Source organism: Pseudomonas sp. FP818 (assembly GCF_030687335.1).
GTDB lineage: Bacteria > Pseudomonadota > Gammaproteobacteria > Pseudomonadales > Pseudomonadaceae > Aquipseudomonas > Aquipseudomonas shahriarae.
The window spans coordinates 4,380,074-4,406,319 of the sequence record NZ_CP117427.1 but is presented as its reverse complement, the minus strand read 5'-3'; the positions used below and the strand labels follow the sequence as shown (position 1 = coordinate 4,406,319).

Sequence of the window (26,246 nt, the reverse complement as noted above, 5' to 3'; positions counted from 1 at the left end):
ACTCAACCTTTTTGCGGCGAAAGGAGACGCTATGATTTTTCCGGTATTAAAAGATCTGCCGCTGCACCGCGTATTGATGCGCACCGTCACAGAGTTCATCGACGACGAGATGCCCACCTACGCCTCGGCACTGGCCTACCAGATGCTGTTTTCATTGTTTCCCTTCCTGCTGTTCCTGATTGCCCTGATTGGTTTCCTGCACCTGCCGGACTTCTTCAGCTGGTTGCGCCTGCAATCGGAACTGGTGTTGCCGCCCCAGGCCCTGGAGCAGGTCAACCCGGTGATTGACCAATTGCAGCAATCCAAGGGTGGGCTGTTGTCGGTGGGTATCGTTATCGCGCTGTGGACCGCCTCGGCGGGCGTGCGCCTGATGATGAGTGCGATGAACGCTGCCTACGACGTGGTGGAAGGCCGGCCGATCTGGAAACGCTTCCCGCTGTCGATTCTCTACACCGTGGGTATCGCCGGCATGTTGCTGGCCGCTGCCGCGTTGATGGTCCTGGGGCCGCAAGTGATGGAGTGGCTGGCCGGGCAGATTGGCATGCAGGAATTCGTCGTTACCCTGTGGACCATCCTGCGCTGGCCGTTGATTGTGATCCTGCTGATGTTCGCCGTGGCCTTGATGTACTACGTGATGCCGGACGTGAAGCAGAAATTTCGCTTTATCACGCCAGGCTCGGTGCTGGCGGTGGTGGTCTGGATCATCGCTTCCCTGGGCTTTGGCTATTACGTGAAAACCTTCGCCGACTACAACGCCATGTACGGCAGCATCGGCGCGATCATTGTCCTGCTGTTGTACTTCTATATTTCCGCCGCCGTATTACTGCTGGGCGCGGAGATGAACGCGGTGATCGAGCACATGTCTGTCGAAGGCAAAGACCCGGGCGAAAAGGACTTTGGCGAACACCACCCTGATCAAAAACAGCATGTCTCGGGCCTCGGCCGGGACCATTCGCAGCCCAAACCCACCTCTGATGAAAGTTGATCGATGATTCGTGAAATCCTGAAAATGGGCGATGAACGCCTGCTGCGTATCGCGCCCCCGGTGCCCCCGGAAATGTTCGATAGCCCCGAGCTGTGGCAACTGATCGACGACATGTTCCAGACCATGGAACACGTGGGTGGCGTTGGCCTGGCCGCGCCGCAGATTGGTGTCGACCTGCAACTGGTGATCTTCGGCTTCGAGAGCAGCGAGCGCTACCCGGATGCCCCGGCGGTGCCCCAGACCATCCTGATCAACCCGCTGATTACCCCGCTGAGCCCGGTGTTGGAGGAGGGGTACGAAGGCTGCCTGTCGGTGCCAGGCCTGCGCGGTGCGGTGGATCGCTACCAGCAGATTCGCTACGAGGGTTTTGACCCCAAGGGCGAGCCGATTGTGCGGATTGCCGATGGCTTCCACGCGCGGGTGGTGCAGCATGAATGCGACCACCTGATCGGTCGCCTGTACCCGTCGCGGATCACAGACTTCAGCAAATTCGGGTTTATCGAGGTGATGTTTCCGGAGCTGGATCCCGCCGCCGACGCTTAACCCTGGCGGCACAGGCCCATGGCAATCATCGGCTTGTTGCGTTTATAGCGCACCAGGCGCTCTGCCAGCGACTGCGGCAACACGGTCTGCTGGCTGAAGCCCTGGGCTGTATAAAACCCTTCCAGGTCGGGGTGGCACAGTAGCCACACCGTGCCTTCGACAGGCGCAATCGCTTCAGCGATCAGCCGCGCCGCCAGCCCTTGTCCGCGTAATGCCGGATCGACAAACAGCCCGGTCAGCCACTGACCGCAGACCACGGGGCTCAGGCACAGGCCTGCGACGATCTCGCTGTTGCGCGCGACCCACAACTGGCCGCCCTTGAGGGCCTTCATCGGCGAGTTATGGCGGCGGTAGAACTTGTTCAGCAACGGCCACAGGGGCTCCGCCAGTAGATCAATGTGCAACTCGGGCATGGTATTTGGACAAGCGTGATCAAGGGCTGGGGATTATAAGTCGGGCAAAGCGCCTTCTGTTGGGCAATAGGTGTTATACCCATGCTTACTTCCTCTGTTAGTGGAGCATGCATCATGGCCAAAGGTATGGATTCAAAGAAAGCCGCGAAGAAAAAACCGGCAAAGACCGCCGATGAAAAACGCGCGGACAAAAAAGCCAAGAAAACTGAGACAGGCCTGTTCGGTCACTAAGCCCTTCACTGTGGGAGCGAGCAAGCTCGCTTCTACACGGCAAGATACATCCTGATATCCCCCTCGCACGCCCCTCCAACATCTTTTTATCAATGATGGCTGATTAATGGCCTTGCAGAGTGCCAAGCCCTGTCTATGCTCATCCAGAACCACTTATGTCGCTTGCCATATGAAGCGTCTTGGGTGGTTTTTGGCATAGCGAGCGCGTACCTCAAAGCGCCGGGAAAAAGGAGCCTCAAGTTAAATGGATTTGCGTGTGTCGGTTGAAGCAGGCCCCAGAGAGGGTCATCAAGAAAAGGATGCCTTGAAGCGAGTGTTGCCCCATGGACTCTCCGATTAGCCATCATTTATCTATCGCCTGACACTTGTCCTGTCTCTGGACGATTGCGTTTGCCTGTTTTGTGGAAAGTTGTGCTGGGTCAAATCCAAGAACTAACCGTCATTCAAAGACAGCGCTGAAGGTGATCCGACCATGTTTAACCTGCACCACAAATCCGACCTGTTGCAAATCGAACGTTTTTCCTGCGCGTTGACCCAGGCCCAGGCCAAGCTGGCGGCGATCAGCCGCTCCATGGCGATGATCGAGTTTGATCGCGACGGCATAGTCCTGGATGCCAACGAAAACTTCTGTAAGACATTGGGTTACAGCGCCGAGGAAGTACGTGGCAAACACCACCGAATTTTCTGTGAAGAGTCCTACTACCGCAGCGACGTCTACGCCAAGCTATGGCGCGACCTGGCCCAGGGCGAGCCCCTCAGCGGCACGTTCATGCGCTTGACCAAGAGCGGCGAGGAAGTGTGGCTGGAGGCCAGCTACATGCCGGTGTTCGGCCCGGATGAACAGGTGCAGAGCGTGATCAAGGTGGCGTCGGACATTTCCGAACGGATCCACCGCGAACATGAAAACCAGAGCCTGATTGATGCCATCGGCCGCTCCATGGCGGTCATCGAGTTCACGCCCCAGGGGCAGATCCTCAATGCCAACCAGAACTTCCTGAAGACGGTGCAGTATTCCCTCGGTGAAATCGTTGGCCAGCACCACAGCATGTTCTGTGACCGCGCTGAGGTGGACTCACCGAGTTACAAGGCGTTCTGGGCGTCGCTCAACCGGGGTGAGTTTCACTCCCATCGTTTCGAACGGCGCAACAAGCATGGCCAGACGCTGTTTCTGGAAGCCTCCTACAACCCGATCTTCGATGCCAATGGTCGCCTGTACAAGGTGGTGAAGTTCGCCAGTGATATCACCCACCAGGTCACCACGTTGCGGACCGCTGCCGATTCGGCCCACGCCACCTCGGTGCAGAACGACGCCTGCGCCCGTAAGGGGTCGGAAGTGGTGCAGCAGACGGTGCAGATCATCGAAGAAATTTCCCGCGACCTGAATCAGGCGGCGCTGAGTATCGACGCGGTAAGCAAGCAGTCGGACATTATCGGCACCATCGTGCAGACCATTCGCGGTATTGCCGATCAAACCAACCTGTTGGCGCTTAACGCGGCCATTGAAGCTGCACGCGCGGGTGAGCACGGGCGTGGGTTTGCGGTGGTGGCGGACGAGGTGCGCAGCCTGGCGGCGCGTACCAGCCAGGCGACGATCGAGATTGTCGACGTGGTGCGCAAAAACCACGACTTGTCCCTGAGCGCGGTATCGAGCATGCAGTCGAGCCTGAGCCGTACCGGCGTGGGGGTGGAGTTGGCCAATGAAGCGGGGCAGGTGATCCTGGAGATCCAGGAGGGCTCACGGCATGTGGTGGATGCTATCGGCCAGTTCAACTCCACCCTGCAATTGCAGTAGCGGGACCGTGCCCACCCTGTGGTGAGGGAGCAAGCTCCCTCGCCACAGGTCAACGGGAGAGTGGGTTGCCAGGCTCAACCCGCGCAGAGCGGCAGTGGCGGGCCATATCAGATGGCAGCCAGGGCATCTTTCACGGCCTTGATCTGCGGGTCAGCGGTCTTCTCGGCGAACTGCTGCGCCGCCTGCATCTTCAGGCGCTCAGTCACTTCCAGGGCAATGGCATTCTGCTGTTCGATAGGCATCGCTTTCACATCTTCTTCGGTCAGGCCCTTTTCCTTGAGGATCTGATCGCGAATGCGCTCGGCCGGCGTCTTGGCCATGTAGTCGGTGAACTCTGTCCGGGCCTGGGTGCTGGTCGCGGTGGTTGGCGTGGCGCTGGTCGGCGGTGTTGCCTGCAACTGCAGGCGGGTCTTGGCAAACGCCGCATCCACGTTGCTGGCCGTGGTGTCGGTGGCCTTTTGCGTGGCCTGCACCTGGGTCGCGGCGGCAGCGTTCTGCACGTTTTGCATCACGCCGCTGTACAGCGCGCTGGCGGCGGCGTTGGCCGGGTCCAGGTCGGGGCGTTTGGACTGTTGGATCACGGACGAGACTTGGGTATTGACCAACATGATCGGGCACCTGTGGTTTTGAACGGTCCATAGGGTTTAGCAATTAGCGTGCCGGGAACTAAAACCCCGTATTCATTGGCTGTGAGGGCAATACCGAGGCAAGAGGCGGGTTGCCGACGGCCAATGTTTGCCGTCGGCGGCCATTGCCTTCAGTAGGTAATGGGAATCTCGAAGACCTGGAAGGCATCGTCCTGCGGCTGATACCCCAGAACCCGTGTGGTCTCGCTCAAGTCCAGGCGCTTGAAGCGGTTATTGGAAATGCCATGGGCGATCAGGTGCTTGACCCCCTGGGCCTCCACCGAGCGCTGCAACAACTGCACGGCATCCCGAGGGCTGAGCCAGGCGCTGAGGTCGCGGGCGTTGTTCAAGTCGTGGGTTTCGGCAAATTCAAACGCGCCAATGCGTAATGCGATGGTGGAGAGTGGGGTTTTGGCTGCGTAATACCCGCACAGCGCTTCGCCGTAGCATTTGCTCACGCCATACAGGTTGGCCGGCAGCACCGGCATGCCCGGGGTGATTTGCCGATCCACCGGGTAGCCTTCGATGGTCTGGGCGCTGCTGGCGAAGACCAGGCGCTTGACGTTGGCGGCCACGGCGGCCTCGAACAGATAGGTGGTGGCGAGAATATTGTTGGGGAGCAGTTCGTCGAAGGTGGCGCTGGGGTGGGGAATGCCCGACAGGTGCACAACCACGTCGATGCCGTTGAGCAGTGCGGTGAGGGCCGTTCTGTCACTCAAGTCGGCCTGCACGAAGCGATGGCCGTCGAGGGCGAAGCCCGGTGCGACGCGGTCGGTGAGGGTAAAGCGGTAGCGATCTTTCGACGCTTCGAAAAATGTCTTGCCGATCCTGCCGCAGGCGCCGGTGAGCAGTACGTTGAGTCCTTTCATCGTGTAATCCTTAGTTGTGACCGTCGAGGGCAAAGGCCTGGAAACCTGGGCGCTGGCTGAGCAGGGCGTAGTACGCATCGACAGCCGGGTAGCGAGGGCGCTCCATGGGCGTCATCCGCCAGCGGTGCACCGACAGGCCGACCAGGATATCGGCGAGGCTGAAGCTGTCACCGGCCACATAGGCGCCGGTCTTGATCAACTGCTGCTCCAGCAATCCCATTTTGTCGTTCCAACCGCGCACGCCGGCAGCAATGCGCTGCGGGTCCTGGAAGTCCGGGTTCTGGCGCACCAGGGCGTGGAAGGCATAGCCCCAGGAGGGGTTGAGTTCGGTGGCTTGCCAGTCCATCCATTGCTCGACCCTGGCGCGAGGCGCGGGGGCGGCGGGCAGCAAGTCATGGCGCTGGTGCAGGCCCACCAGGTAACGGCAGATGGTGTTGGATTCCCACAGCACGCCGTTGTCGTCAATGATCACCGGCACCTGGGCGTTGGGGTTCAGGGCGAGGAAGGCGGGTGATTGGGTGGGGGTGAAGCCGATGCCCCAGTCTTCGCGCTCGTAGGGGATGTTCAGTTCCTGGCAGGTCCACAGGACTTTTCGTACGTTGATGGACGAAGTGCGACCCAAGATTTTCAGCGCGTGTCCCATGGTGCTTCCCTGGCAGGTGTGAGTTGGCGTTGGCCAATTTAGCAGGGGCCAAGTGGGCACGGTAAAAAAGGTGGGAGCTGGCTTGCCTGCGATGGCGGTGTGTCAGTCATTATCTTGGCTGGCTGACACACCGCCATCGCAGGCAAGCCAGCTCCCACCTTTTTGATCGCGTCTGGGCTTTAGTTGTGCAGTGTTTGCTGGTCCATCAATGTGCCCATCAGCAACACGCCCAACTCGCTCAACTGGTGAATCGCCAGGGCCCTGTCGCGGTCTTTGCCGGTCAGGTCTTCGGACAAGTCCAGCAGCAATGTGGTGACGGAGGATAGGGTTTCATAGCTGTTGGCAATCAGGCTTTCGCTGCTGGCGCCGGAAGTGACGGTGAACAGAGTGGAAGGTTCGGGCGCGGGGGCGGTTGGTGGATTGAGGTAGTGATCAATGGCGCGGTGGGCGGCCAGGTTGAGTTTTGCGTCGTGAAGCGGGGGGTTGGGCGTTATTTTGAACATAGGGGTGTTCCTGATTCGGGCCGCCACCTCATCGCTACTAAACGAATTAGGGTGGCGGCTGCACGCAGGTTAGTAGACCGGTGAACACCCAAAGCCGGCGCGCCCGAAGGCGCCCTGCGCACAGCCACCATCAAGCACAGACGAGAACGTCTGACAGGGGAGGCTCATGCACTTAGGTTGTTCAAGCTCAGGCTACTAAACCCGATCACCGAGACATTCAGCGACCGAGCCACCTTAGAGAGCCCCACCCAGGCGCACAAGCCGGCGGATTCTGACGCAACCGTAGGTAACGGAGCAAGGCGCGGCCGCACAGTCAGCTCATTCCTACAGCCAATGCTTAACTGCTCTCGCGTACCTTCAACTCAAACCCCATATCCACCACCGGCCGGGCGATTTTGTTGCCGGCCATCACCGTCAGCAAATGCTCTGCCGCGCGTCGGCCAATGGCTTCGCGTGGGGTGCTGATGCTGCTCAGGCGCGGCACCATGAAGCTGGAGGCGGGCAGGTCGTTGAAGCCCAGTACCGCCACTTGCTGCGGCACCTTGATCCCGTGGCGCAGGGCTTCGAGCAGCGCACCCTGGGCCAGGTCGTCGTTGCCGAAGAAGATCGCGTCCACATCCGGATGGCTGGCCAGCAGTTGCAGGAACAACTCGCCACCCAGGCCCACCGACGAGGGGCGCGGGGTCAGCAGTTCGAGGGTCGGGTCATACAAACCGGCCTGTTGCAGGCTACGGCGGAAGCCTTCACCGCGCAGCAGCGTGCGCTGGTCCAGTTGTGCGCCGACGTAGGCCAGGCGTTTGCGGCCCCGGGAGATCAGGTGCGCTGCTGCGGTTTCGCCGGCACTGATCTGCGAGAAGCCGACGCAGTTGACCCCGGCCGTCGGGTCCAGGTCCATCATGTACACGCAGGGCACATTGCTCGACTCCACCATGCGCCGGGCGCTTTCGGTGCGGTCAAAGCCGGTCAGCAGCAAGCCGCGTGGCTGATAGGCCATGTAGTTGCGCAACAGGTTTTCTTCTTCGTCCCGGGAATAGTGGGTGTTGCCGATCAGCACTTCGAAGCCCTTGGGCCGTAGCACCTGATGAATGGCTTCGAGGGTTTCGATAAACAGCAGGTTGGACAGCGAGGGCACCAGCACCACCACCGACTGGCTGCGGGCGGAGGCCAGGGCGCGGGCGGCCGGGTTGACCACGTAGTTCAGCTCGGCAGCGGCCTTCTGCACTTTTTCCACCAGTTCGGTGGCCACGGTGCTGATCCCGCGCAGGGCCCGGGAGGCGGTAATCGGGCTGACGCCGGCCAGGCGCGCGACTTCGTTAAGAGTAGGGCGACCCGTGGTGCGGGTATTTTTATCGTTCTTGGAGGTCATCAGGCGGCTTGCCAAACAAAAATCGAGGCACTAAGGTAGCGCTGTCTCCAAAAGCCTGCAAATACTTGCGCAAAGGGTTGCCTGATCCTGGTGCAAGCGGTGGCAGAGGATGCACGCGTCACTCCATAAAAATGACAATTAGGCGCGGGAAAAGCCTGTTTTTGCACTAGCCTTAGGGCGTGCAAAGGTAGCGCTATCTGCGTCCTGAGGTGTTTCATGAGTCAACCTGTTACTGCCCTGGTCATCATGGGTGTTTCCGGATGTGGCAAGTCCAGTGTCAGCGAGGCCCTGTGCCTGTTGAACGGCGCCACCGCCATTGAAGGCGACAGCTTTCACCCGGCTGCCAATATCGAAAAGATGAGCGCAGGCCATCCCCTGAACGACGACGACCGCGCCGGCTGGCTCGACATCCTCTGCGATGAGTTGCGTCGTGCGCTCAAGGCCGGCGAGCATCCGGTGCTCACCTGTTCGGCCTTGAAGAAAAAATACCGCGATCACTTGCGCGAAGCCGCGCCGGGCCTGGGGTTTGTCTTCCTCGAACTGACCCGCGAAGTGGCCGCCGACCGCGTGTCCCATCGCCCCGGCCATTTCATGCCGGCCAGCCTGATCGACAGCCAGTTCGCCACCCTCGAATCGCCCATTGGCGAGCCGCTGACCCTGGCCCTCAACGCCAGTAAAGACAGCATCGAGGCGTTGGCCGCGCAGACCCACGCGTGGTGGCTGACCCACGGTTTTGAACCTTCCCGATGATTTTTTGCCCGAAAGACAGCGCTATCCGACGGCACGAAATTCAACACCCGCTTTAATAACAACAACAAACAGGAGACGACCCCCATGTTTGGCATGTCCCACGAGTCTTACCTGCTGCTTGATGCAGTGGTCACTATCATCGGGCTGATCGTGTTGATCACCCGGTTCAAGGTCCACCCCTTTATTGCGCTGATTATCGCCGCAGGCTTTCTCGGCCTGACCTCGGGCATGCCCGTGGACAAGATCATCAAGGCCTTCCAGGACGGTTTTGGCGGGGTGCTCGGGTTTGTCGGGATTATCCTGGCGCTGGGTACGATGCTCGGCAAGATGATGGCCGAATCCGGCGGTGCCGATCAGATCGCGCAGACCCTGATCCGCGCCTTCGGCAAGGAAAAGGTGCAGTGGGCGATGATGTTCGCGGCCTTCCTGGTGGGCATCCCACTGTTCTTCGAGATCGGTTTTGTATTGCTGATCCCGCTGGTGTTTATCGTTGCGCGGCGCACCGGTGTGTCGCTGATCAAGATCGGCATCCCGTTGCTCGCCGGCCTGTCGGCGGTGCACGGCCTGGTGCCGCCGCATCCGGGGCCGTTGCTGGCCATCGGCGTGTTTGGCGCGGATATCGGCAAGACCATTCTTTACGGCCTGATCGTCGCCTTGCCGACCGCCATCATTGCCGGGCCGATCTTCGGGACGTTCATTGCCAAGTACATCCCCGGCAACCCGTCCCAGGAACTGGTGGACCAACTGGCCCGCGAGTCCGACGCAAAAAACCTGCCGAGCTTCAGCATCACCCTGATCACCGTGCTGCTGCCGGTGTTCCTGATGCTGCTGAAAACCTTCGCTGACATTGCCCTGCCAGACGGGCACATCGTGCGTAACTGGATGGACATGATCGGCCACCCGATCAGTGCCTTGCTCCTGGCGTTGCTGCTGTCGCTGTACACCTTTGGCCATCGCCAGGGCATCCATTCCAAACAGATCCTCAAGCTGCTGGATGCGAGCCTTGCGCCGACCGCCGCGATCATCCTGATCATCGGTGCCGGTGGTGGCTTCAAGCAGATGCTGGTGACCAGCGGTGTGGGTGACGTGATCGGCCATATGGCGGTGACGGCGCAGATCAACCCGATCCTGCTGGCCTGGCTGGTAGCCGCGGTGATTCGGATTGCCACGGGTTCGGCGACCGTGGCCACCATTACTGGCGCAGGCATTGTGGTGCCGGTGGTGGGGATGGTGCCGGGGGTCAACCTGGAATTGCTGGTGCTGGCGACGGGGGCGGGGTCGTTGATTCTGTCGCACGTCAACGATGCAGGGTTCTGGCTGGTCAAGCAGTACTTCAACATGACCGTGGCCGAGACGTTCAAGACGTGGACGGCGATGGAGACCATCCTGTCCATCGTGGCGCTGGGCTTTATCATGTTGCTGTCGTTGGTGGTGTAACCCAACCTGGGGTGACTGATCGTTCCCACGCTCCGCGTGGGAATGCCCCTTGTGACGCTCTGCGTCACGCTTTGGGACGCAAAGCGTCCCGGACTACATTCCCACGCAGAGCGTGGGAACGATCACTCGGTCAGGCTTTGGTGACCAGGCCATCGGCCCGGAACATTGCCCGTATCCCGCGTACCGCCTGGCGAATGCGGTCCTGGTTCTCGATCAGCGCAAAGCGCACATGGTCATCGCCATACTCGCCAAAGCCGATCCCCGGCGACACACACACCTTGGCTTCGAGCAGCAGCTTCTTGGCAAATTCCAGCGAGCCCATGGCGGCATACGCCTCGGGAATTTTTGCCCAGACATACATCGACGCCTTCGGATTCTCCACCATCCAGCCCAGTTCATGCAGGCCCTTGACCAGCACATTGCGGCGCTGGCGGTACTGCTCGGCAATGTCTTTCACACATTGCTGGTCGCCTTCCAGCGCGGCAATCGCCGCCACTTGCAGCGGGGTGAAGGTGCCGTAGTCGTGGTAGCTCTTGATGCGCGCCAGGGCGTTGACCAGTTCCGCGTTACCCACCATAAAACCGATGCGCCAGCCGGCCATGTTGTAGCTCTTGGACAGGGTGAAAAACTCCACCGCAATGTCCTTGGCCCCCGGTACCTGCATGATCGACGGGGCTTTCCAGCCGTCGTAGACGATATCGGCGTAGGCCAGGTCGTGGATCACCAGCACGTCGTACTGCTTGGCCAGGGCGATCACCCGTTCGAAGAAGTCCAGCTCCACGCACTGCGCGGTCGGGTTGGACGGGAAGCCGAGGATCATCATCTTCGGCTTGGGGATCGAACCGCGGATCGCCCGCTCCAGCTCGGCAAAGAAGTCCACGCCGGGAATCAGCGGCACCGAGCGCACCTGGGCGCCGGCAATCACCGCACCGTAGATGTGAATCGGGTAGCTGGGGTTGGGTACCAGAACGGTATCGCCCTGGTCCAGGGTGGCCAGCATCAGGTGCGCCAGGCCTTCCTTGGAGCCGATGGTCACGATGGCCTCGGTTTCCGGGTCGATATCCACCTCATAGCGGTCCTTGTACCAGCGCGAAATGGCGCGGCGCAGGCGCGGGATGCCTTTGGAGGTGGAGTAGCCGTGGGTGTCTTCGCGCTGGGCGACGGTCACCAGTTTCTCCACGATATGCGGTGGAGTCGGGCCGTCGGGGTTACCCATGCTCAAGTCGATGATGTCTTCGCCGCGCCGACGCGCAGCCATCTTCAGCTCGGCAGTGATATTGAAAACATAAGGGGGGAGTCGATCTATGCGCGCAAAGCGGCGCGGCGAACCTTGGTCTGCCATTGTTGCCTCGGAATACGTAAGCGCCCGGAACCGTCCGAGCGACGTCGGCCACTGCGGTGGCCTGCGGGGCAGACAATACGGGCGATGAGGGTAGGTTGTCCAGATGGCGCCGGAAAATTTTCGGCCTGGAGTGTTGGATGACTATGCCCCTATACTCAGTATGGTTTTGGTCATTTATCAATGGAGATTGTGCAGATGAACCAACAGGTAACGTTACCCCTGGAACCCCGCATGGAAGAGGGCAGGGCGATGGTCATTGCCGGGGTCGGCGGTCATTACGGCAAGGCCACGCTGGGGGACATTCCGAAGCTATGGGAGTTGTTCGACAGCTGCATCAAGGACATCACAAAGCGCATGGGCGGCGTGACCTACGGCGTTTGCTACAACGCCACCCAGGAAGAGTTTGATTACATCGCCGGGGTCGAAGTGCCAGCCAAAAGTGATGTGCCGGGCAACTTTCAATCCATTGAAGTGCCGGCCAATCATTATGCGGTCTTCGCGCACTACGGGCCGGTGTATGCGCTGTCGCAGACCTATGAACGGATTATGTACGAGTGGTTGCCGACCTCGGGGTACAAGGTCGCCGGGCCGGATTTCGAGCGCTACAGCGCCGACTTCGACGTGGATAAGGGCACCGGTACCGTGGAAATCTGGCTGCCTGTCGAAAAGTCCGCATAACCTGTACATCGCCTGATCCACCGCCATCGCAGGCAAGCCAGCTCCCACATTTGTATCGGGGGTTTACTCAAAGCCAGGTACGGCGCAATTACCTGTGGGAGCGGGCTTGCCCGCGATGGCGATCTCAAGGGCGCCCGAGCCGCCCAGGGCCTCAATACAACGTGGCCTTGACCCGCTCCGGCATTTCCCGGTCGTAGGCCTCGGCATCAAACTGCCCATCATTCAAACGCTTGTGAAAAGCCCCTGCTGACGGCAGCGTCGAACGCTCCACATGCTTGTCCGGGTTCCAGCAATCGGAGCGCACAAAAGCTTTCGAACAGTGGAAATACGCCGCCTCTACCTGCACCACAATCACCGACCGCGCCGGCTTGCCGTTGACCGCAAAGCTCTGCAGCAACTCAGGTTCGATGGAAATCTGCGCCCGCCCGTTGACCCGCAACGTTTCCCCGATCCCCGGAATAATGAACAGCAAGGCAATCCGTGGATCCACCAACAGGTTACGCAAGGTATCGAGGCGGTTATTGCCCGGCCGATCGGGGATCGCCAGCGTGCGCTCATCAATGATCCGCACAAACCCCGGCACATCGCCCCGAGGCGAGCCGTCGAGGCCATCGGCGCCTGAAGAACTGACAATCACCAGCGGCGAGGCTTTGACCATCGCCTGGTAATCCTCATTGAGAAACGCGATTTCCTTGCGCAGGGCACGCTCCTGGGGCAGGCCGTAGAGGGTTTCGAGTTGGTCCAGGGTGGTTAGCATGTGGGTCTCCTTGCCCAGGGAGCGCTGGCGATTATCCGCCAAAGCTGCGTTGGTAGCCCTGCGCTGATTGCCGGATGGCCTGAGCAACGTGGGGTGCTTGCCGACAATAATCGTCTTCACGTGCGAGTACCACTTCAAGGGTCTGCAGCAGAGCCCGGATGCGCTCCTCGGCGTTTTCTATGCTGCAGGTCTTGGCAAACTCAAGGATTCCCAAGCGTGACGCAGAGAATGAGCGGTTGCCGTCCAGGTCCAGAGCCAGGGCGTCTTCGGGAATATAGGCGGTGGTATTGGCGATGTCATAAGCGGGTGCAAGACGGGCGTCACGTTTGAGTGGATCGCTGTAGAGTAAGCCAAAATTTTTCAGATGGGCATCACCATTGCCGACGATACAGCTCAGCGCAACGCTATCGAACAACTGCTCCAGGGAGCTGCGTTCATGTTCGATTGCACAAAAGAGGCGAACAGCCTTGGCAATCATGTTGTAGCTCTTGCTGTATTTCTGCTCGGCGGACAGGCCCATCAATGTGGTCATGTCTTCAAAGCCCAGGGGGTTGAGTTTTTCGTCCCGATCAAAGCGGCGCATGATGAAAAGCTTGTGGTTCTGTGACAAGTAGAAGGGTGGCACGGGGATACCTGCCTCCCTTGCAATCGACATACACAGGTATTCGTTGATCGCCAGGCCTGGAAACTCGTCACGCCCGCTCTTGATGATCAGATCGTTGGTTTTCGATGTGAATTTCTGTTCCGGTACCAGCGGGATTTCGGGTACCAATACCTTAGGCTGTACCCCGGAAATGCCGGCGCGAAGGATGTAGCGATCGACCAGATGGGTAAACAAATCCTCGGCACCATCCCAGGCGAGGATTTCATCCAGACGCTCACCGTACGACACGGGGCTGTTGCGCTCAATCAGTTGGTTGACTTGCGCGGACGAGGTGAAAACGCGGCCGATAGGTGCGCTGCTGCCTGACAGGGCCAACAACAGCATCGGATCTACCTTGACGGTCTTCGCCAGACGGTTTTTCAGTTGCTCCAGTACATAACCTTCGGGCAGGTTCATTTGAAAGATCGGGTGCAGTTCATGCCGTCGATACTCCTCGGCCCGCACTGGCATCAGCAGGCTGATTGCACTCTGCTCCAGGGCATCATCAGCGTAGCGAAAGTGGTAGTGCTCAGTGCCGACGAACACGCTGCCACTTGCGCCTTCGGGCGTACGGACCTGCAGTTTGTAGCTACTCATTGAACAAATCCTCCACTTCCTCCAGCGTTGGCATGGAAACGGGGACCAGTTTGACCTCACTGCCCAAGGCTGCAAAAACCCGTGCGTAGGCATTCATCGCCACCGACAAGCTGCCGTGCTCAATCTCGATCAGTTTTTGCCGCGTCGTACCGGCCAGCTGTGCCAGCTGTGCTTGTGTATGGCCACGGCTGAGGCGCATCGAGCGAACCTGGTTGCCGATTCTCTGGCTCAGAAGTGCAGGATCCATGTCGCGTTACCGTTACTTTGGTATTTTAAAGTTATATATACGTTACATTTTGGGGTTGTCAACGCTGATATCAACCGAGTGTCAGTGCCAACCGCCGTTCATAACCCACCCGCCCCTTATACGCCTCGCCCCGGTCTACCCAGCCCTGCTGCAAATACAAGCCCATTGCCGCCACATTGTCGCTGTCCACCGACAACTCCAACGCCGTGATCTGTGGCCAGGCCAGGCGGGCGGCAGCGGGCAGGGCTTGCAGGCAGGCTTTGCCCAAGCCGCGGCCCTGTTGGTGGCGATCGACTTGCAGGGCATGCAGTGTGGCGCTGTGTTCGTCGGCCCAATGGGGTAGGCAGGGCGGGCGCTTGAGCAGCAGGAAGGCCACGGGGATTTCGTCGGCCAGCAAGGCAAAGCCCTTGATGCCGGGGTTGGGGTTGACCAGCAGGCTGTTCAGCGCGCAGTCGATATCGCCGCTATAGGCCAGTTGCTCGGGGTGGACTTCGAGGCTGGCGAGTTGCTGTTGCTGTGCAGCGGTCAGCGTCTCATAGGGCGCGAGGCGGGTTTCCATCGAGCAGATATCCGAAGTCCTACAGGGAAGTCGCAAATTCTAGCGGCTTTGCCCTTGGCGAAATTATTTTTTGTAGGCTTGTCGATTGGCAGGCGGCCCATTCGACCAAGGGTGTCTTCTGTGATTTTCCACCCCGAGGAGTATCGCCATGAGCAACGCAATCAACACCCTGATCGAGCAATGGAAGCAAGCGGTGGTCGCCAAGGATGTCGAGCAGATTGTCAGCTTTTACGCCGAAGATATCGTCGCGTTCGACGCCGTCAATGCCCTGCAGTTCAAAGGCAAGGCGGCCTATCGCGCCCATTGGCAGGCCTGCATGGAGTTTTGCCCGGGCCCCGGTGTTTTCGACTTTCATGAACTGCATATCGTCGCCGCCGATGACAGCGCCTTTGCCCACTGGCTCGCCCACTGCGGCGGCACCGGGCCCGATGGCGTGCTGAAAACCTGCTGGATGCGGGTCAGCGCCGGCTACCAGCGAATCAACGGCCAGTGGAAGGTGGTGCACGAGCATTGGTCCGCACCGTTCGATATGGAAACCGGCGCCGGTCTGTTCGACCTGGAACCGTGAGTACCGCGAACTATAGTCATTAGTCCGAAAAACGGAGAACGCCATGAAATACCTGTGCCTGGTCTACAGCGCCGAAGCTTTGCTGCACAGCCTGCCCGACAGCCCCAAGGACCCGGAATGCCACGCCTACGCCGAGGCGGTCCACGGCAGTGGCCGCATGCTTGCGGCCGAGGCCCTGCAGCCGGTGAGCACGGCCACCACCGTGCGCATGCGTAACGGCAAGTTGTCGATCACCGATGGGCCGTTTGCCGAAACCAAGGAGCAGCTTGCCGGCTTCTACCTGATCGAAGCCAAGGACTTGAATGAGGCGCTGCAGGTGGCCGGCGGCATTCCGGCGGCGCGGGTCGGCAGCGTGGAAGTGCGCCCCGTGCGTGATTTGAATCTCTGACTCAACACTTATAAAACTCAGGAGGTTTAACCATGAACACTCAACCTGCTGCATTTGAACTGTCCATCAGCCGGGTGATCGACGCCCCGCCCAGCCGGGTGTTCCGCGCCTGGACCGAGCCTGCGCTCTTGCAACAATGGTGGGGCCCCCACGGCATGACCACGCCCGAGTGCGAAATGAACCTGTGGGTCGGTGGCCTGTTTCGCACCCTGATGCGCGCGCCGGACGGCAGTGAATATCCGACCCAGGGCGTGTTCCTGGAGATCGACGCGCCGCGCCGCCTGGTGTTTACCGATGCGTTCCTGCCGGGTTGGATCCCCTCGGGCAAGCCGTTTATGAGCGCCGAAGTGACCTTCGAGGAGGTGGCTGGCAAGACCCGCTACACCGCCCGCGCCATGCATTGGAGCGAAGCCGACAAACAAGCCCACGAAGCCATGGGTTTTCATCAGGGCTGGGGCGAGAGCCTGGACCGGCTGGTGACCCTGGTGACCACGGGCATGCCCGATTGACCGTCAAGGCCCAAGTCGAGGCGGTCTACCGCAGTGAGTCGCGGCGCATCCTGGCGACGTTGATTCGCCTGCTGGGGGATTTCGACCTCGCCGAAGAAGCCCTGCACGAGGCGTTCTTCGTCGCGGTCGAACGCTGGCAGCAGGACGGTGTGCCCGACAATCCCCGAGCGTGGCTGGTGTCTGCCGGGCGCTTCAAGGCCATCGACCGCTTGCGTCGCCAGGCCCGTTTCACCCCGTTGTTGCAGGAGCAGGCCGATGCGCTGGAAGCGGCTGACTGGAGTGCCGAAGACGTGGAAGACGACCGCCTGCGCCTGATCTTTACCTGCTGCCATCCGGCGCTGGCGGCGGATGCGCAAGTGCCGCTTACCCTGCGTGAGATTTGTGACCTCACCACCGAGGAAATTGCCCGGGCCTTCCTGGTCACGCCGGCCACCATCGCCCAGCGCATCGTGCGGGCCAAGGGCAAGATCCGCGAGGCCAGGATTCCCTACCAGGTGCCGTCCCTGGCGGAGTTGCCCGAGCGCCTGGACAGCGTATTGCGGGTGATTTACCTGGTGTTCAACGAGGGCTACTCGGCGTCCATGGGCGCTGACCTGACCCGTGACGACTTGACCCGCGAGGCCATCCGCCTGGGCCGCCTGCTCCTGGAGTTGCTGCCGGAGCCGGAAGTCATGGGCCTGCTGGCGTTGATGCTGCTCCATGAATCCCGGCGCCCGGCCCGGCTTTCTGCCGCCGCTGAGCTGGTGCTGCTGGATGAGCAGGACCGCACGCTGTGGGATGCAGCGCTGATTGCCCAGGGCTGTGGGTTGGTAGAACAGGCCCTGGCCACCCGGCGTTTCGGGCCTTACTGCCTGCAAGCGGCGATTGCCGCGGTACACGCCGAGGCCCCGAGTGCGGCGCAGACCGACTGGCCACAGATTGTCGGCCTGTACGACGTGCTGCTGCGGATGCTGCCGTCGCCCGTGATCGAGCTCAACCGCGCCGTTGCCCTGGCCATGCGCGATGGGCCGTTGGCGGGGTTGCAGCAAGTCGAGGGGATCCTGGTGCGTGGCGAGTTACGGGATTACCACCTGGCGCATTCGGCACGGGGGGAGTTCTGTCGGCAACTGGGGCGGATGAAAGAGGCGCGCCAGGCGTATGAAACAGCCCTGGGCCTGACCCAGCAGGCCCCGGAAAAACGCTTTATCGAACGACGTCTGGCAACCTGCACCGATAGCCCTTTGTAGGCGCCGGCTGAGGTTACTCAAGCATCTTTTGCAGCAACCAACTGCCGGCCGGGCCCGGCGGCTGTTGTCGTGACCACAAGGCATCCACCGCCACCGAACGTGGCCAGCCGCGCGCCTTGAGCTCCACCAGCTGGCCATTGGCAAAACGCTCCACCAGCCAGCGCGGCAAGGGGGCCCAGCCAAAACCGAGGATGGCCATTTCCATCAGCATCAAAAAGCTGGGGGCGGACCATACACGGCCGCTCGGCCGGTTTTCATTGGGGTTGATGATGCTTGCCAGGCGCAGCTCCCGGTGTTGTTCCAGGGTTTGCTGGTTGATGCCCTCAAGGCCGGCCAGTGCATGCAGCGGCGATACAAACAGCGCAAGTTGCGCGCGCTCTTCGACGGTGGCATGGGTCAGGTCTGGCGGGTAGACCTCCTGCGCCTCGATAAACGCGAGCTGCGCCCGCCCGCTTTGGACCAGGGCGATAAGGTCTTCACATTCGGCAATCAGCCACTCCAGCTCCAGGTCCGGATAACGCTGCTCAAGGGCGCTGAGCAGCGTTTCAAAACGTCCCGACTGATAGGTGTCGGACATGGCAATACTGAGCTTGGGTTCCAGCCCCTGGGACAACTGGCTGGCGGCAAGCTCCAGGCGGCTGCTGGCTTCCAGCACCTGCTCGGCGCGCTGCAACAGGACATGCCCGGCCGGGGTCAGGGTGGGTTTGCGGCTGCTGCGGTCGAACAGCACCACGTCCAGATCAATCTCCAGGCTGGCCACTGCGGCGCTGACGGTCGATTGGCTCTTGCCCAGCTTGCGTGCCGCTGCCGAAAACGAGCCTTGGGTCGCCGCTTGCACAAACGCTTGCAACACTTCATGAGAGGCCATCATCTATCGCCTTGGTCGATGGTTATTGATTATGAAGTATCGAGTGCGGGAGTGATGATGGCAACCCTCGACATTCACAGAGCAAGGCTTATGAACACCACCAAGTCCATCACTGAACGCGCTTTGCAGGCCCTGGGTTTCGAAGGCCTGGCCTTGTTGATCTGTACGCCGCTGCTGGTGTGGATCACTGGCCGGCCGGCCCTGGAAATGGGTGCTGTGACCCTGGCTATCAGCTTGTTGGCGCTGACCTGGAACATGATTTTCAACAGCCTTTTCGACCGCCTCAAAGTGCGCCTGCAGCTGGCCAATAGCGTCAAGACCCGGATCATGCACGCGCTGCTGTTCGAGGGCGGGCTGATTCTGTTCGCCGTGCCGCTGATTGCCGCGTGGCTGAACATCAGCCTGATGCAGGCGTTTATTCTGGATATCGGCGTGCTGCTGTTCTTCCTGCCGTACACCTATGTGTACCACTGGGGCTACGACGTGCTGCGGGGAAAATTCTTCAACAGCGAGCTTGCTCGCGAAGGACGTTAACGATGACGCGGGCATCCTGAATGTATGCGGCACTCTCGGGTTATTCACGAGCTACCGGCGTGACCTTGTCGGTCACGCCCGGGTGCCGGTGTTTCAGAAGATTTGAGTAAACAACCAGTACAAACTGCCCGACAGTACAATCGCCGCCGGCAACGTCAGCACCCAGGCCAACAGCAGATTGCGGATGGTCTTCATCTGCAAGCCGCCACCATTGGCCACCATGGTCCCGGCCACGCCCGACGACAGCACGTGGGTGGTCGATACCGGCAACCCGAACATGTCGGCGGCGCCAATGGTCAGCATGGCCACGGTTTCCGCCGAGGCGCCCTGGGCGTAGGTCAGGTGGGTCTTGCCGATTTTCTCGCCGACGGTCACCACAATGCGCTTCCAGCCGACCATGGTGCCCAGGCCCAGGGCGATGGCCACGGCGATCTTCACCCATAGCGGGATAAAGCGCGTGGCATTGTCGATCTGTTGCTTGAACAGTTGCAGCTTGCCCTCGGTGTCGGCGTCGAAATTTCCGACTTTGCCCTTGTCCATCAGGCGAATGGTTTCGCTGGTCAGGTACATGTCGTTACGCACGTTGCCCATGGCCTCGGCGGGCACCTTGGCCAGGGAGCCGTAGCCTTTGACTTGCTCGCCGATATGCCCGGTCAGGGCGGCGAGGGCGGGGATCAGCTCGGGCGTGACGTCCTTGGTGCGCACATAGGTCGACAGCGTCGGTCGTGGGTCCACCGGCGCCGGTTGCGGGGCGATTTTGACCAGGGCTTGCTGGGTGACTTCAGCCACGGCGGCAAATTGCAGGGATTGATCGGCCGGCATGGTGCGGTTCAACGCGTAGGCCATGGGCAAAGTGCCCACCAGGATCAACATGATCAGGCCCATGCCTTTCTGGCCATCGTTGGAGCCGTGGGCAAAAGATACGCCGGTGCAGGTCACGATCAGCAGGCTGCGAATCCACCACGGCGGCGGGGTGTTGCCCTTGGGCGCCTTGTACAGCGCGCGGTTTTTCACAAAGGCCCGCAGCGCCAGCAACAGCAGGGCGGCAAAGCCGAAACCGATCAGCGGTGACAGCAGCAGCGCATAGCCGATCTTGATCGCCTGTGCCCAGTCCACGCCACTGGTGCCATCCCGGCCATGCATCAGGGCATTGGCCACGCCCACCCCGATGATCGACCCGATCAGCGTATGGGAGGACGACGCTGGCAAACCCAGCCACCAGGTGCCCAGGTTCCACAGGATCGCCGCGATCAGCAGGGCGAAGATCATCGCAAAACCGGCGGAAGAGCCAACCTGCAAAATCAACTCCACCGGCAGCAAGGCAATGATGGCAAAGGCCACCGCGCCACTGGACAGCAGCACGCCGAGGAAATTGAAGAACCCCGACCAGACCACCGCGAATTGCGGCGGCAGCGAGTTGGTGTAGATCACTGTCGCCACGGCGTTGGCGGTGTCATGGAAACCGTTGACGAACTCGAACCCCAGGGCAATCAGCAGCGCCACGCCCAGCAGCAGGAATGGGGTCCAGGTGGTGACCACCGTGCCCAGTTCGTGCATGTCGCGCATCAGGCTGTAGGCGGTGAACAACAGGCCCATGGCGAGCACGGAAAAGAACACGATCACCGTGAGCAGGCTGGGTTTGGTGTCCAGTTGCGGTTTTGCGTCAGGGGCGGCTGCCTGGTGGGAGGCGGTCAGGGAAGGGGTGGCCATGCCGGAGCATCCAGAGTGGGGAGGATGTTTCCCATGGTCATTGCAGAATGTTACAGAGGTGCTGCCTCAAGTCAGTGTTTGGTGTCGTCAGCCGGCCGCTGGTCTAAAACTCGCCGCCGCTCCCATAGGTTGTTTGCATTTGAGCCTTAGTCATCCTGGCGCTTGCGAAACGCCCATCTGCCGGCAATCAAGGTGAACGTCGCCACCAATGCCACCCGCGTTCATGCCAAAGAAGCCCGCGATGATATTGATCGGCAGCGCCAGTACCGTGACCACCGTCAGGGTAAACAGCGTGCGGTTGCTTTGTTCGTTGAGGTTGGCGGCGATTTCTTCCTGCAACAACTCGATCCGTTCGCCTATTTTTTGTCAGTCACAGGCCGCCGCTGCCCGGCCACTCATCCACTGGGCTCAAGAAGTGTCTAGTCCGGCCGATTCATGGTGCAAGCATGCCATTGGATTGGCCATGTGTTGGCTGACAGGGATGTTGCGGTGCAGGTCCCCATTTCCCTGTTTCGAGGCTTTTCCCCGATGAGTTTTTTGCGAAAGTCCTTGAGAGCACAGATCCTGTCGTTGCTCGGTGGCAGCCTGTTGGCAATGCTGTTGATTGCCCTGGCGTGTTTTCATTTTCTCTCCAACGGTGTGCAGAGTTACCGCAGTTTGCTGGAGGGGCCGTTGCAAACCTCACAGCTGATTGATGAAGCCAACCTGCAATTCAAGGTCCAGGTCCAGGAATGGAAAAACGTCCTGCTGCGTGGCAAGCAGCCCCAGGACATGAACAAGTACTGGGGGCAGTTCCAGGATCGGCAGCAAGACGTGCAGGGCATCCTGGCGCGCCTGGTGAGCAACACCCAGGGCGACCCAGCCTTGAGCCGTCGCCTGGAAACCTTGCGTCAAGAGCACCAGATGCTGGGTGTCGCCTACCAGAAGGGGCGAGATGCTTACTTGGCCGCCGGGGCTGATGCAGCGGCTGGGGATAACGCAGTCAAGGGCGTGGACCGCACGGTGAGCGAGCAGATGAGCGCGCTGGTCACCCTGCTGCGTGAGCAGGGCAAGCAGCAATCCCTGGCAATCAGCGCCTATGCCGAACGTACCGTGATGCTGGGTCTGGCGGTGATGGTGCTGTCTGGAGGGCTGATCGGTCTGTTCAGCCTGTGGTTGATCAACCGCAACCTGATTTTGCCGATCCGTGGCCTGATCGACTATGTGGCCCAATTGAGCCATGGCCGGTTTGCCGAGCGCGTTGCCAGCCAGCGCCAGGATGAACTGGGGCACTTGGCCCAAGCCGCCAATACGTTGCGCGACTTCCTCGCTGAAACCTTTGGCCGCCTACAGCGCAGTGCCAAGGACCTGGTGAGCGCCAGTGGCGAGTTGAACTCGATTGCCGGGCAGATGGCGACGGGCACCCAGGATCAGTTCAGCCGTACCGATCAAGTGGCGACGGCGATGACCGAAATGTCCGCCACCGCCCAGGAAGTCGCGCGCCACGCCGCCAGCGCTTCGCGGGCAGCAGACGAGGCCGATCATTCGGCCCGTGAGGGCGGCGAGGTGATGCAAGTGACCATTGCCACCATCGGCCAGATGCGCAACGAGATCCTCAACACCGGTGGCATCATCCGCCGCCTGGAAGCAGACAGCGTGCGCATCGGCACGGTGCTGGAAGTGATTCGCGGCATCGCCGAACAGACCAACCTGCTAGCCCTCAATGCGGCGATCGAGGCCGCGCGAGCAGGCGAAGCCGGACGTGGGTTTGCGGTGGTGGCCGATGAGGTGCGCAGCCTGGCGCAACGCACAGCGGCGTCGATTATCGAGATCAACCAGATTATCCAGGCAGTGCAGACCGGCGCCGTGGATGCCGCCGAGGCGATTGTCAGCGGCCAGTCATGCAGTGATGAGAGTGTCGAAAAGGTCACCCAGGCCGGGGCGATGCTCAGTCATATCACCCAGGCTGTAGAGGCGATCCGCGATATGAACCGGCAGATTGCCACAGCGGCCGAAGAGCAAACCTCGGTGGCCGAGGATATCTCGCGCAACATCACGCAAATCACCACGGTGGCCACCGCCAACCTGGACAACGTGCAGCGCACCGAAGCGGCCAGTCATAACCTGCGTGGGCTGTCTGCTGAGCTGAATGAGGTGACGGCGCGCCTTAGCGCCTGACCAGACACAACTGCGCCGCCCGAAGGCGGCGCGTTGTGTTGCCGGGGCAACTTAAGTGTCTTGCTTGTTTTCCAGCACTTCGCCGGTCTTGGCGTCGAGCTTCACATCCCACTTCTTGCCAGTGGTGTCGGTCAGGTCAACTTCGTAGACCAGACGCCCGGCTTCGTTATCCAGCTCAGTGTCGTTGATGGTGGCGCCGGCATGTTTGGCCAGGGCGGCGGCATTCAGCTGTTCAAATGGCTTCACGGCGCCCGATTGCAGCAGGCTTGGAATCTGGTCCGGGCGAACATCGGCCTGGGCCAGGCCGGCAGTCAGAGTCAGGGCAGCAGCAGCGAACAGAGCGGTCAGGTTTTTCATGATGTGGTCCTTTGGGGTGAGCTGTTTAAGTGGGATCAGATTACCCCGCGCAACTTAATTTACCCTTAATTGTGTAGGACGTTTGCGTTGTTTGTTCAATCGCCCCGCGCCGGGGAATTTCATGCTGGTGTCTCACCCACGGGAGACACTTATGAAACACATATTGGCTTGGCTGTACGCGCCCTTGTTCTGGGCGGGTTTTATTGGCGCGGGGCTCTGGTTGGTCATGTTAGGGGCATCGCAGTGGCTGCTGGCGGTGTTTGCGCTGGCCATCGGCGTGTCGTTTATCGCCGAGCTGTGCTTGCCCTACGAGCCCCAGTGGAACCGCCCTCTGGGCGACCGACGCCGGGATGTCCTCCACGCGCTGGTCAATGAAAGCCTGAATGCCCTGGGGTTGCTGGCATTGCCGCTGCTCACGGCATGGCTGGCGATCGAGGGCGCCTGGCCGCGCGCCTGGCCGCTGTGGGCGCAATTGCTGCTGGCAATCATCATTGCCGATGCGGGCATCACCCTGATGCATTACGCCAGCCATCGCATCGCCGCACTCTGGCGTTTGCATGCGGTGCATCACAGCGTGCAGCGGCTCTATGGGTTCAATGGCTTGATGAAGCATCCCTTGCACCAGATGCTGGAGGCCACAGCCGGCTTGCTGCCGTTGATCCTGCTGGGCATTCCGCTGGAGGTGGCGATGCTGCTGGCGTTGGCCATTGCCATCCAACTGTTGCTGCAGCACTCCAATGTCGATATGCGCCTGGGGCCGTTGCGCTGGGTATTTGCCTGGGCGCCCGTGCATCGCTTCCACCATATGAAGTACGGGCGCGCAGGGGATGTGAATTTCGGTTTGTTTTTCAACCTGTGGGACTGGCTGTTGGGGACTGCGTTTTACACCGAGGACTATCGAATGGGCGAGGGCGACCTTGGGATTGGCAGCCGGCCGGATTTTCCGGTGGATTACGTCGAGCAGTTGCGTGATCCCTTCAGTGCGGCGCAACTGAGCAAGGAACCTGCGGTGCCAAGCGCACTACTGTAGGAGATGTACTTGAAGATGGCGCAAGGAGGCCCCAGCGGTCACGCCAAACAGTTGCTTCATGGTCCGCGAGAAGTGCGCCGAGTCGGCAAACCCCGCGCCATGGGCCGCTTGGGTCAGGGTGTGACCGTTCAGGGCCAGATCCAGGGCCAGGCGCAGGCGGCGCCACATCACCAGGCGCCGCACCGGCACGCCGAGCTGGCTGACAAACAGGCGCTCCAACTGGCTCAACGACAGGTGCGCCGCCTGCGCCAATGACTGCGCCGAGACCTTGCCGCTCAACTGTTGATCGAGGGTGTGCAGGGCGCGTTGCACGCGCTCATCGTCCGCCTGGCGACGTGGTAGCTGGCGCAATGTCTGCTCCAGGCGCTCATGGGAAAAGTCGGCGGTCTCCAGGGCGTGTTGCAACGACTCGCTTTCAAATGCACCGGGTTCCACATAAGCCATCAACACCGTACCGGGGGCATGCACGATGGCATGGGGCTGGCGAGAGGGGATGAACAGGCGGTAAGCCGTTTGCAGGTGCCCATCAAGGCTGACCGTGATGGGGCTCTCCGCGGACAGGATAAATTGATGGGCGTAATGCGCGTGGGGCGCCGTACGCCCCGTCTCACCGAGGATCAGGCCGTAATCAGGCCCCAGCCACAGTTGGCCTGACCACTCGCTCACTCAGTAACCGCTGTCCTGCAGCAGATCCTGCACGCTGGAAGACGGCCAGCGCTTGTAGAACTTCAGCAGTTCGGCGGCGCGGTTGGTGAAGATGCCATCGACCCCGGCGCTCATGACCTTCTCGAAATCCACCGGCTCGTCGACGGTATAGACGTGCACCAGCAGGCCCTTGTCGTGGGTCAGTTGGTTCATCTCGGGCTTGACCAGGTCCGAATAGCTCTGGTCGCCCAGGTTCGTCAGTTGTGCCGATGGGCCAGTGCCAATCGCCCCGAGGCTCTTGGCTTCATCGACCCACTTCTCGAATTCGGCCGCGTCCTTGGGTTCCTGCTTGGCATAGTAGGCCGCCTTGGTCGGTTCGCCGGATTCGGCGAAAGTCACCTTGGACTTGGGCTCGATGCCGCCTTCACCTACCCACAGCAGCAGGATCTTCGGGGTGTTGGGCATCTCTTTCTGCAGTTCCTTGAGGCTGGCCGTCTCGAACGTCTGCAACACCACGCGGCCCTTGCCCTGGCCGACCCCGGTGTTGCTCTTGCCCAGCTTGGAACCCACGGAACTCAGCCAACCCTTGTCCAACAGCTTGTCCTTCAGATCGGCTTCGATCCCCGGGAACTGCTTGGGCTCTTTGGTTTCGATGTACAGGCCGGGTTTATGCTGGGGGTTGCCTTCGGCGATCTTGATGATTTCGTCCAGGCTGAGGATTTTCAACCCGACGAAGCCCGGGCGCGCACGCTCTGGGTAGGCGGTGTTGAACCAACTGCCGGCATCCAGGGTTTGCAGCTCTTTCCAGGTGAACTCGTTGGCCGGGCTGTCCTTGCGCTCGGGGAACTTGGTGGCCACGTCGGTGGTGCGTTGCAGGTTATCGTCGTGCAGGGCGAACAATACGCCGTCCTTGCTGCGTTGCAGGTCCAGTTCCAGGTAGTCGGCACCCAGGTCGCGGGCGACCTTGTAGGCGGCGGCGGTGGACTCCGGTGCATCGTAGGACGCACCCCGGTGGGCGATCACGGCAGGGTGCGGAATGCCGTCCTTGGTCGCCAGTTCTACCGGGCTGATGGGGCTTGCAGCCTGTGCGTGGCCAAGGCCCATCATCAGTGCGAGCAGCAGGGCACTCTTGGTAAACGTAGCAGGCATGTGCGAGGTCCTTTCGTGGGGGGAGCTTCAAGAAGGCTTCCTTTTTAACAATTGCATGCAAATCGCGCTATCACCAAACCGACATTAACGTGCGCATGCGCTATTTTTCTGCGCTTTTGTGCCG

Annotated in this window: 29 protein-coding genes and 3 pseudogenes; 15 read left to right on the top strand and 17 right to left on the bottom strand. The window is 60.6% G+C overall.

The features are described from left to right. Positions 1–31 precede the first annotated feature (31 nt). Positions 32–985 carry a YihY/virulence factor BrkB family protein gene (locus tag PSH80_RS19975; protein ID WP_057960482.1) on the top strand — a complete coding sequence of 318 codons (954 nt, stop codon included), beginning with the start codon at positions 32–34 and terminating at the stop codon, positions 983–985. Between the two features lie 3 nt (positions 986–988). Next, positions 989–1,528, top strand: coding sequence for a peptide deformylase (gene def, locus PSH80_RS19970; RefSeq protein WP_029296447.1), 540 nt, complete (start codon positions 989–991; stop codon positions 1,526–1,528). Here the strand turns inward: def and PSH80_RS19965 are convergent. Further along, entirely contained in the window at positions 1,525–1,941 is a 417-nt protein-coding gene (locus PSH80_RS19965; RefSeq protein WP_057960481.1) for a GNAT family N-acetyltransferase, read from the bottom strand. The genes def and PSH80_RS19965 overlap by 4 nt on opposite strands. A gap of 703 nt (positions 1,942–2,644) precedes the next feature. Between PSH80_RS19965 and PSH80_RS27460 the strand changes: the two are divergent. Both PSH80_RS27460 and PSH80_RS27455 read left to right on the top strand, forming a co-directional pair. Continuing rightward, positions 2,645–3,370 (top strand): annotated as a pseudogene (locus tag PSH80_RS27460) (PAS domain-containing protein); the annotation flags it as partial. 21 nt (positions 3,371–3,391) lie between these two features. Then, positions 3,392–3,964: a methyl-accepting chemotaxis protein gene (locus tag PSH80_RS27455; protein WP_370693748.1), complete on the top strand. Its 573-nt coding sequence runs from the start codon at positions 3,392–3,394 to the stop codon at positions 3,962–3,964. A 107-nt stretch (positions 3,965–4,071) separates the two neighbouring features. Here PSH80_RS27455 and PSH80_RS19955 read toward each other — a convergent pair whose 3' ends face one another. The 5 genes from PSH80_RS19955 to PSH80_RS19935 form a co-directional block, all read right to left on the bottom strand. Then, positions 4,072–4,572 (bottom strand): hypothetical protein, encoded by a 501-nt coding sequence (locus tag PSH80_RS19955; RefSeq protein WP_057960479.1) that lies wholly within the window; start codon positions 4,570–4,572, stop codon positions 4,072–4,074. A 149-nt stretch (positions 4,573–4,721) separates the two neighbouring features. After that, positions 4,722–5,459 (bottom strand): NAD(P)-dependent oxidoreductase, encoded by a 738-nt coding sequence (locus PSH80_RS19950; RefSeq protein ID WP_252118030.1) that lies wholly within the window; start codon positions 5,457–5,459, stop codon positions 4,722–4,724. Positions 5,460–5,469: 10 nt separating this feature from the next. Continuing rightward, a complete protein-coding gene (locus PSH80_RS19945) occupies positions 5,470–6,102 on the bottom strand; it encodes a glutathione S-transferase family protein (protein ID WP_057439933.1) in 633 nt (210 codons plus the stop codon). 179 nt (positions 6,103–6,281) lie between these two features. After that, the gene (locus PSH80_RS19940) at positions 6,282–6,605 is read right to left on the bottom strand and encodes a DUF6124 family protein (RefSeq protein WP_057960477.1); all 324 of its coding nucleotides are present in this window, start codon (positions 6,603–6,605) and stop codon (positions 6,282–6,284) included. A 337-nt stretch (positions 6,606–6,942) separates the two neighbouring features. Beyond that, positions 6,943–7,974, bottom strand: coding sequence for a LacI family DNA-binding transcriptional regulator (locus PSH80_RS19935; protein WP_305420631.1), 1,032 nt, complete (start codon positions 7,972–7,974; stop codon positions 6,943–6,945). Positions 7,975–8,187: 213 nt separating this feature from the next. Between PSH80_RS19935 and PSH80_RS19930 the strand changes: the two genes are divergently transcribed. Then, positions 8,188–8,721: a gluconokinase gene (locus PSH80_RS19930; protein ID WP_057441958.1), complete on the top strand. Its 534-nt coding sequence runs from the start codon at positions 8,188–8,190 to the stop codon at positions 8,719–8,721. A gap of 84 nt (positions 8,722–8,805) precedes the next feature. Next, the gene (locus PSH80_RS19925) at positions 8,806–10,158 is read left to right on the top strand and encodes a GntP family permease (RefSeq protein ID WP_057960476.1); all 1,353 of its coding nucleotides are present in this window, start codon (positions 8,806–8,808) and stop codon (positions 10,156–10,158) included. Positions 10,159–10,288: 130 nt separating this feature from the next. Here the strand turns inward: PSH80_RS19925 and alaC are convergent, their stop codons facing one another. After that, a complete protein-coding gene (gene alaC / locus PSH80_RS19920) occupies positions 10,289–11,500 on the bottom strand; it encodes an alanine transaminase (RefSeq protein ID WP_029296464.1) in 1,212 nt (403 codons plus the stop codon). Between the two features lie 195 nt (positions 11,501–11,695). Between alaC and PSH80_RS19915 the strand changes: the two genes are divergently transcribed. After that, entirely contained in the window at positions 11,696–12,178 is a 483-nt protein-coding gene (locus tag PSH80_RS19915; RefSeq protein ID WP_120733974.1) for a GyrI-like domain-containing protein, read from the top strand. A 151-nt stretch (positions 12,179–12,329) separates the two neighbouring features. Here PSH80_RS19915 and PSH80_RS19910 read toward each other — a convergent pair whose 3' ends face one another. The 4 genes from PSH80_RS19910 to PSH80_RS19895 all read right to left on the bottom strand — a co-directional run bounded on the left by PSH80_RS19910 (position 12,330) and on the right by PSH80_RS19895 (position 14,981). Further along, positions 12,330–12,935 carry a pyridoxamine 5'-phosphate oxidase family protein gene (locus tag PSH80_RS19910; RefSeq protein ID WP_057960474.1) on the bottom strand — a complete coding sequence of 202 codons (606 nt, stop codon included), beginning with the start codon at positions 12,933–12,935 and terminating at the stop codon, positions 12,330–12,332. A gap of 31 nt (positions 12,936–12,966) precedes the next feature. Further along, positions 12,967–14,175 (bottom strand): type II toxin-antitoxin system HipA family toxin, encoded by a 1,209-nt coding sequence (locus tag PSH80_RS19905; RefSeq protein ID WP_200659895.1) that lies wholly within the window; start codon positions 14,173–14,175, stop codon positions 12,967–12,969. After that, complete coding sequence (locus PSH80_RS19900) at positions 14,168–14,422, bottom strand: helix-turn-helix domain-containing protein (protein WP_057960472.1); 255 nt, start codon at positions 14,420–14,422, stop codon at positions 14,168–14,170. Before PSH80_RS19900 ends, PSH80_RS19905 begins: the two co-directional genes overlap by 8 nt. Before the next feature lie 70 nt (positions 14,423–14,492). Next, on the bottom strand, positions 14,493–14,981 hold the full coding sequence (locus PSH80_RS19895) for an N-acetyltransferase (protein WP_057960471.1): 489 nt from the start codon (positions 14,979–14,981) through the stop codon (positions 14,493–14,495). 148 nt (positions 14,982–15,129) lie between these two features. Here PSH80_RS19895 and PSH80_RS19890 point away from each other — a divergent pair, with 148 nt between their 5' ends. Genes PSH80_RS19890 through PSH80_RS19875 form a run of 4 tightly spaced genes read left to right on the top strand, consistent with a single transcriptional unit; the run spans position 15,130 to position 17,672 of the window. Next, on the top strand, positions 15,130–15,549 hold the full coding sequence (locus PSH80_RS19890) for a nuclear transport factor 2 family protein (protein ID WP_128593818.1): 420 nt from the start codon (positions 15,130–15,132) through the stop codon (positions 15,547–15,549). A gap of 43 nt (positions 15,550–15,592) precedes the next feature. Continuing rightward, positions 15,593–15,937 carry a YciI family protein gene (locus tag PSH80_RS19885; RefSeq protein ID WP_057441944.1) on the top strand — a complete coding sequence of 115 codons (345 nt, stop codon included), beginning with the start codon at positions 15,593–15,595 and terminating at the stop codon, positions 15,935–15,937. Between the two features lie 32 nt (positions 15,938–15,969). Continuing rightward, positions 15,970–16,446, top strand: a complete 477-nt coding sequence (locus PSH80_RS19880; protein ID WP_057441942.1) for an SRPBCC family protein — start codon at positions 15,970–15,972, stop codon at positions 16,444–16,446. Beyond that, on the top strand, positions 16,443–17,672 hold the full coding sequence (locus PSH80_RS19875) for an RNA polymerase sigma factor (RefSeq protein ID WP_057960469.1): 1,230 nt from the start codon (positions 16,443–16,445) through the stop codon (positions 17,670–17,672). The genes PSH80_RS19880 and PSH80_RS19875 overlap by 4 nt, the downstream gene beginning before the upstream one ends. Before the next feature lie 13 nt (positions 17,673–17,685). Here PSH80_RS19875 and PSH80_RS19870 read toward each other — a convergent pair whose 3' ends face one another. After that, positions 17,686–18,540, bottom strand: a complete 855-nt coding sequence (locus PSH80_RS19870; protein WP_057960468.1) for a LysR family transcriptional regulator — start codon at positions 18,538–18,540, stop codon at positions 17,686–17,688. A 90-nt stretch (positions 18,541–18,630) separates the two neighbouring features. Here PSH80_RS19870 and PSH80_RS19865 point away from each other — a divergent pair, with 90 nt between their 5' ends. After that, positions 18,631–19,074: a multidrug/biocide efflux PACE transporter gene (locus tag PSH80_RS19865; protein WP_057960467.1), complete on the top strand. Its 444-nt coding sequence runs from the start codon at positions 18,631–18,633 to the stop codon at positions 19,072–19,074. A 93-nt stretch (positions 19,075–19,167) separates the two neighbouring features. On the opposite strand, the gene PSH80_RS19860 is transcribed toward PSH80_RS19865, so the two are convergent. Together PSH80_RS19860 and PSH80_RS19855 are read right to left on the bottom strand one after the other, a co-directional pair. Continuing rightward, positions 19,168–20,784, bottom strand: a complete 1,617-nt coding sequence (locus PSH80_RS19860) for an inorganic phosphate transporter (protein ID WP_057960466.1) — start codon at positions 20,782–20,784, stop codon at positions 19,168–19,170. Positions 20,785–20,930: 146 nt separating this feature from the next. After that, positions 20,931–21,144 (bottom strand): annotated as a pseudogene (locus PSH80_RS19855) (CorA family divalent cation transporter); the annotation flags it as partial. Between the two features lie 75 nt (positions 21,145–21,219). Here PSH80_RS19855 and PSH80_RS27450 point away from each other — a divergent pair. Both PSH80_RS27450 and PSH80_RS27445 read left to right on the top strand, forming a co-directional pair. After that, positions 21,220–22,008: pseudogene (locus tag PSH80_RS27450) on the top strand (hypothetical protein); the annotation flags it as partial. 165 nt (positions 22,009–22,173) lie between these two features. Then, positions 22,174–22,941, top strand: coding sequence for a methyl-accepting chemotaxis protein (locus PSH80_RS27445; protein WP_370693747.1), 768 nt, complete (start codon positions 22,174–22,176; stop codon positions 22,939–22,941). Between the two features lie 51 nt (positions 22,942–22,992). On the opposite strand, the gene PSH80_RS19845 is transcribed toward PSH80_RS27445, so the two are convergent. Next, the gene (locus PSH80_RS19845; RefSeq protein ID WP_038442689.1) at positions 22,993–23,298 is read right to left on the bottom strand and encodes a PepSY domain-containing protein; all 306 of its coding nucleotides are present in this window, start codon (positions 23,296–23,298) and stop codon (positions 22,993–22,995) included. A gap of 151 nt (positions 23,299–23,449) precedes the next feature. On the opposite strand from PSH80_RS19845, the gene PSH80_RS19840 reads away from it, so the two are divergent. Beyond that, a complete protein-coding gene (locus PSH80_RS19840; protein ID WP_305418033.1) occupies positions 23,450–24,328 on the top strand; it encodes a sterol desaturase family protein in 879 nt (292 codons plus the stop codon). On the opposite strand, the gene PSH80_RS19835 is transcribed toward PSH80_RS19840, so the two are convergent. Together PSH80_RS19835 and PSH80_RS19830 are read right to left on the bottom strand one after the other, a co-directional pair. Then, positions 24,320–24,994, bottom strand: a complete 675-nt coding sequence (locus PSH80_RS19835; protein WP_200656303.1) for a helix-turn-helix domain-containing protein — start codon at positions 24,992–24,994, stop codon at positions 24,320–24,322. The genes PSH80_RS19840 and PSH80_RS19835 overlap by 9 nt on opposite strands. Next, on the bottom strand, positions 24,995–26,122 hold the full coding sequence (locus PSH80_RS19830; protein ID WP_057960462.1) for a glycerophosphodiester phosphodiesterase: 1,128 nt from the start codon (positions 26,120–26,122) through the stop codon (positions 24,995–24,997). Between the last annotated feature and the right edge of the window lie 124 nt (positions 26,123–26,246).

What these genes read in the sequence shown, in the direction of transcription:
- PSH80_RS19975 (WP_057960482.1), top strand. Translation starts at nt 32, where the DNA reads ATGATTTTTCCGGTATTAAAAGATCTGCCGCTGCACCGCGTATTGATG.
- def (WP_029296447.1), top strand. Translation starts at nt 989, where the DNA reads ATGATTCGTGAAATCCTGAAAATGGGCGATGAACGCCTGCTGCGTATC.
- PSH80_RS19965 (WP_057960481.1), bottom strand. Translation starts at nt 1,941, where the DNA reads ATGCCCGAGTTGCACATTGATCTACTGGCGGAGCCCCTGTGGCCGTTG.
- PSH80_RS19955 (WP_057960479.1), bottom strand. Translation starts at nt 4,572, where the DNA reads ATGTTGGTCAATACCCAAGTCTCGTCCGTGATCCAACAGTCCAAACGC.
- PSH80_RS19950 (WP_252118030.1), bottom strand. Translation starts at nt 5,459, where the DNA reads ATGAAAGGACTCAACGTACTGCTCACCGGCGCCTGCGGCAGGATCGGC.
- PSH80_RS19945 (WP_057439933.1), bottom strand. Translation starts at nt 6,102, where the DNA reads ATGGGACACGCGCTGAAAATCTTGGGTCGCACTTCGTCCATCAACGTA.
- PSH80_RS19940 (WP_057960477.1), bottom strand. Translation starts at nt 6,605, where the DNA reads ATGTTCAAAATAACGCCCAACCCCCCGCTTCACGACGCAAAACTCAAC.
- PSH80_RS19930 (WP_057441958.1), top strand. Translation starts at nt 8,188, where the DNA reads ATGAGTCAACCTGTTACTGCCCTGGTCATCATGGGTGTTTCCGGATGT.
- PSH80_RS19925 (WP_057960476.1), top strand. Translation starts at nt 8,806, where the DNA reads ATGTTTGGCATGTCCCACGAGTCTTACCTGCTGCTTGATGCAGTGGTC.
- alaC (WP_029296464.1), bottom strand. Translation starts at nt 11,500, where the DNA reads ATGGCAGACCAAGGTTCGCCGCGCCGCTTTGCGCGCATAGATCGACTC.
- PSH80_RS19915 (WP_120733974.1), top strand. Translation starts at nt 11,696, where the DNA reads ATGAACCAACAGGTAACGTTACCCCTGGAACCCCGCATGGAAGAGGGC.
- PSH80_RS19910 (WP_057960474.1), bottom strand. Translation starts at nt 12,935, where the DNA reads ATGCTAACCACCCTGGACCAACTCGAAACCCTCTACGGCCTGCCCCAG.
- PSH80_RS19905 (WP_200659895.1), bottom strand. Translation starts at nt 14,175, where the DNA reads ATGAGTAGCTACAAACTGCAGGTCCGTACGCCCGAAGGCGCAAGTGGC.
- PSH80_RS19900 (WP_057960472.1), bottom strand. Translation starts at nt 14,422, where the DNA reads ATGGATCCTGCACTTCTGAGCCAGAGAATCGGCAACCAGGTTCGCTCG.
- PSH80_RS19895 (WP_057960471.1), bottom strand. Translation starts at nt 14,981, where the DNA reads ATGGAAACCCGCCTCGCGCCCTATGAGACGCTGACCGCTGCACAGCAA.
- PSH80_RS19890 (WP_128593818.1), top strand. Translation starts at nt 15,130, where the DNA reads ATGAGCAACGCAATCAACACCCTGATCGAGCAATGGAAGCAAGCGGTG.
- PSH80_RS19885 (WP_057441944.1), top strand. Translation starts at nt 15,593, where the DNA reads ATGAAATACCTGTGCCTGGTCTACAGCGCCGAAGCTTTGCTGCACAGC.
- PSH80_RS19880 (WP_057441942.1), top strand. Translation starts at nt 15,970, where the DNA reads ATGAACACTCAACCTGCTGCATTTGAACTGTCCATCAGCCGGGTGATC.
- PSH80_RS19870 (WP_057960468.1), bottom strand. Translation starts at nt 18,540, where the DNA reads ATGGCCTCTCATGAAGTGTTGCAAGCGTTTGTGCAAGCGGCGACCCAA.
- PSH80_RS19865 (WP_057960467.1), top strand. Translation starts at nt 18,631, where the DNA reads ATGAACACCACCAAGTCCATCACTGAACGCGCTTTGCAGGCCCTGGGT.
- PSH80_RS19860 (WP_057960466.1), bottom strand. Translation starts at nt 20,784, where the DNA reads ATGGCCACCCCTTCCCTGACCGCCTCCCACCAGGCAGCCGCCCCTGAC.
- PSH80_RS27445 (WP_370693747.1), top strand. Translation starts at nt 22,174, where the DNA reads ATGGCGACGGGCACCCAGGATCAGTTCAGCCGTACCGATCAAGTGGCG.
- PSH80_RS19845 (WP_038442689.1), bottom strand. Translation starts at nt 23,298, where the DNA reads ATGAAAAACCTGACCGCTCTGTTCGCTGCTGCTGCCCTGACTCTGACT.
- PSH80_RS19840 (WP_305418033.1), top strand. Translation starts at nt 23,450, where the DNA reads ATGAAACACATATTGGCTTGGCTGTACGCGCCCTTGTTCTGGGCGGGT.
- PSH80_RS19830 (WP_057960462.1), bottom strand. Translation starts at nt 26,122, where the DNA reads ATGCCTGCTACGTTTACCAAGAGTGCCCTGCTGCTCGCACTGATGATG.